Annotated in this window: 1 protein-coding gene; it reads left to right on the top strand. The window is 33.1% G+C overall.

Features of this window, described 5'->3' with window-relative positions:
* The coding region (locus tag ACFINY_RS09440) for a type ISP restriction/modification enzyme (RefSeq protein ID WP_375701041.1) at nucleotides 1–2,627 on the top strand (2,627 nt) is incomplete at its 5' end.
* Nucleotides 2,628–4,311 lie beyond the last annotated feature (1,684 nt).

Here is a 4,311-nt window from a genome sequence, read left to right as displayed (position 1 = left end):
GTGAAATCAAGCAAGAGGAAGCGATTGAGATGTTAGCGCAACATCTTGTCACGCGTCCCGTGTTTGAAGCTTTATTTGACGGTAATGAATTTGTACAGAACAATGCCATTTCGCAAGCAATGGACAAGATCTTAACGGAACTGGATAAAACAAATATCGAAGAGAAAACGAAAGATCTTGATAAATTTTACAAAAGTGTCATGTTCTGTACAGCAGGCATTACGGAAACTCATGCAAAACAGAATCTTATTATCAAACTTTATGAAAGTTTTTTTGCCAAGGCATTTAAGAAAACCACGGATAAGCTTGGAATTGTTTACACGCCCGTTGAGATTGTTGATTTTATCATTCATTCTGTTGATGATGTGTTGCGCAATGAATTTGGCAAAAGCTTAGGGTCACGGGGTGTCTCTATTCTCGATCCTTTCACCGGAACGGGTACTTTTATCACGCGGCTATTACAATCCAATCTCATCAAACCAGAGGATATGGAATATAAATTCCGTCATGATATTCATGCCAATGAGATTGTTTTACTGGCTTATTACATAGCAGCGATTAACATTGAATCGACCTATCATAGTTTGATGAAAGGGAATTATATCCCATTCAAGCATATTGGTTTGGCTGATACGTTTCGGATGCTTGAAAAACAAGATTTGATGAAAGGTTTACTAGAGGAAAACAGTGAATATTTAGAGCATCAAAAGAAACTGGATATTAAAGTTATCTTTGGTAACCCTCCTTATTCGGTAGGACAAAAGAATGAAAACGATAATAATCCCAATATATCTTATCCCATATTAGATGATCGTATTCGTGAGACTTATATAGCTAAATCGAAAGCAACTAGTACGCAAAAGTTATATGATAGTTATATCCGCGCTATCCGCTGGGCTAGTGACCGTATTGATAATGCTGGGGTAATCGGCTTTGTCACAAATGCCGGTTTTATTACTGGACATTCTATGGATGGTTTACGCAAATGCCTCGTTGAAGAATTTAGCAGCCTTTATATTTTCCATTTACGGGGTAACCAACGAACTTCTGGAGAACTTTCTCGAAAAGAAGGTGGTAAAATTTTTGGTTCTGGATCTCGAGCCCCTATAGCGATTTCCATTCTCGTAAAAAATCCAAATGCACAACAGCGTGGTAAGATATATTTTCGTGATATTGGAGATTATCTCACGAGAAAAGAAAAGCTTATAATAATAGAGTCTCTTGGTAGCATTGATGGTATTACACGGAGCAAACAAGGTTGGCAAATAATTACACCAGATAAGTACAGTGATTGGCTTGATCAACGTGATGACAGTTTCAAAACATTCTTAGCTATGGGTGTCAAAAAGGGGCATGATAAAAAGCTCTTTGAAACTTATTCTCTTGGTGTTTCAACCAATCGTGATGCTTGGACGTATAACTCAAGCCGTGAATCTGTAAAGAAAAATATGAATAACATGACTGCCTTCTATAATAATGAGGTAAAACGTTTAAATAATACCTATTCACATGCTGATCGTACAGCACGTGCAAAGGTCGTGAATGATTTCGTCAATTCCGATGTAAGAAAGATTAGTTGGAGCAGTACTCTTAAGAGAGAATTATTAAGAGGTAAATTTTCCGAATTTGAAGATAAATGCCTTATTCAAAGCCTATACCGTCCTTTTACACAACAATGGCTTTATTACAATAGCGTCTTTAATGAAGCAGTTTATCAAATGCCGCGTATATTCCCGATAAGACAAGCGGTTGATAATAAGGTGATACAAATTACAGGTATAGGAGCAAAGAAAGACTTTTCTGTATTGATGACTAAAGCTTTGCCTAATTTAGATTCAATAGAAAAAGGTCAATGTTTTCCACGCTATATTTACGAAGATACTACGGTTTCAAAAAGTAAAAGTGAGAAACAATCCCATTTATTTACGCATTCTACGGAGAAAAACACAACAGCTGGTTTACAGAGGCGTGATGCCATTACTGATGAAGGTCTAGCACATTTTAAAGCAGCTTATCCTAATGAAAAAATCACTAAGGATGATCTATTCTATTATGTTTACGGTATACTTCATTCGGAAGATTATCGTGCCCGTTATGCTGATAACCTCTCTAAAGAATTGCCTCGTATCCCGTGTGTAAAGAGTGCTGATGACTTTTGGAAATTTGTAACAGAAGGACGTGAACTAGGGCATTTGCACGTGAATTATGAAACTGTAGAGCCTTATCCCGTGACCTTTAAAAAGGGTAATCCAAAACAGACAGAGATCTCTAATCCCGAAAAATTCTATTATGTAACTGAAATGAAATTCGCAAAAATTAAGAATAGTAAGGAAAAGGATAAATCGACTGTTTTTTATAATAGCAATATCACAATAACAGATATCCCTCTTGAAGCTTATAAGTATATCGTCAATGGCAAACCTGCTCTTGAATGGGTTATGGGGCGTCAATGTGTAAAGACTGATAAAAAGAGTGGCATTGTCAATGATGCCAATCGCTATGCTGTTGAAACCATTGGCAACCCTGCCTACCCTCTAGAGTTGTTTCAAAGAGTTATTACCGTAAGTTTAGAAACAATGAAAATCGTAAAAAAACTACCAAAATTAGAAATGAGAGAAACTGAATAGATTTGGCATGCTCAGATGATAGGCATGTTAACCTCACAAAGGGGTATAAGGTCTTATAACCTATAGGTTCTATACCCTCTTTATAAATTGCTTACATACAATCTTTAAAAGGAGTATTTGTATGCGTTATTCTAAAAAGAAATCATTTGCACTTTTAAATACTCTTATTTGAATTGCTTTAAGACTTTTAAGAAATCCCATCTTAAAGTGAATACGCTTCTTTTACATTGCCTTTAAAAGATTAAACCGTAATCTAAAATGAGTGCTTTATTGTTATCAGAAGCTTTGTTTAAAGAGAGTTATGTATATTCATTTTCTTATATTACTTATAGGTTTTGAAGGTTTCTCAAACCCCCAAAATCCCTACAAAACATATAGCATTAGTTGAGTTTACAGGTTGTATTTTGATATAGGTTGTTTTTTTGGGAAACTTGATAAAAGTTAACATATTGAAATATAATAAAATTTTATTTTTTATTGAAAAATATGTAAAGGGGGGCGTAAAAAGCACCTCCAAAACTCATAACCATAATGGTCTTGATAGCATTTATTATGATTATAATCCCTTTCTTTTGAAAGGCTTTAAAAGATCACATACTCTCATAAGACATGTTTTAATCATTCACTAAATGATCACTTTTGTCGATTCAATGTACTGACATAAACTGACAAATATATATTTACAGTTGTATTTATTTGTTATGGCTGTTTTAATAAGTTGTATTTTGAAAAATTGATAAAACTTAACTTATTGAAATATAATGTTTTTAATTTTTACTCATAAAAAAAATAATAGAGGCTCTTAAAAGGAACTGACAACACTGACACGGTCTATTAAAAGAGATTTTGCTCATCTCTATAATTATCAGTTTCTATTGAGATGTTTTCATAACAGTCTATAAATCGTAATTATCCTATTTATCGTTTCTCTTATGAAAATGAAAAATGATGCGGTGGCTATAAAGCATATAACAGCTATAGAGAATGCATAAAAACAGCAAGGTTTTATAATCATAATGCAAATGAATGCATTGGTTATAAAGACCATCTCTATAAAAAGCTGTTAAGTTGCAAATGTGTTATAAAAAAAATTCACAAAAAAATTAAAATTCATTTAGTGAAAAAAACTGATAGGTTATAAAGTTAAAAATACGCACTATGAGAGCCTTTTTAAATATTATAGATGTATAGATTCAAAACATAACGCAATCGTTTCATAAAGCCCATAATATAGCTTTAAACGCATATAAATATAAAAGAAGCAATTCATAATCATAAGATATTATCAATACACAACGTATTTAAAAAATACAAAAAAATATCAAAAAAGATAAAATATTATTTGACAATAAATACGTATTTTGTTATATAAATATTCAAGTGATTAACAAACACTTTACGTTAAGCGGATAGGTTACGATACAACCTTTCCTATGTTTTTAAAATACTGGCTGTTTTTTATGTGTTAATTAGCATATAATGACTCTGTCGGGTGTGCTTACATCATACAATACCCTTATGGGAAAAGTGTAAGCAACGGACTTAACGCCGTGTTTGTTAGCGCCCGATGCTTGTTAAGAGCGTCAATAACAAACAATTTTACGTTAAGGTTTTAATTATGACAAATTCAAACAACACCCCCATTATCTCTTCTATTTCAAATGAAACCGCGCTTGCTAATCAA

Origin of the sequence: Bartonella sp. AA23NXGY (genome assembly GCF_042197165.1) — a bacterium.
Taxonomy (GTDB): domain Bacteria; phylum Pseudomonadota; class Alphaproteobacteria; order Rhizobiales; family Rhizobiaceae; genus Bartonella.
The sequence above is the reverse complement of the archived record's forward strand: the minus strand, read 5'-3'. Positions and strand labels throughout refer to the sequence as shown.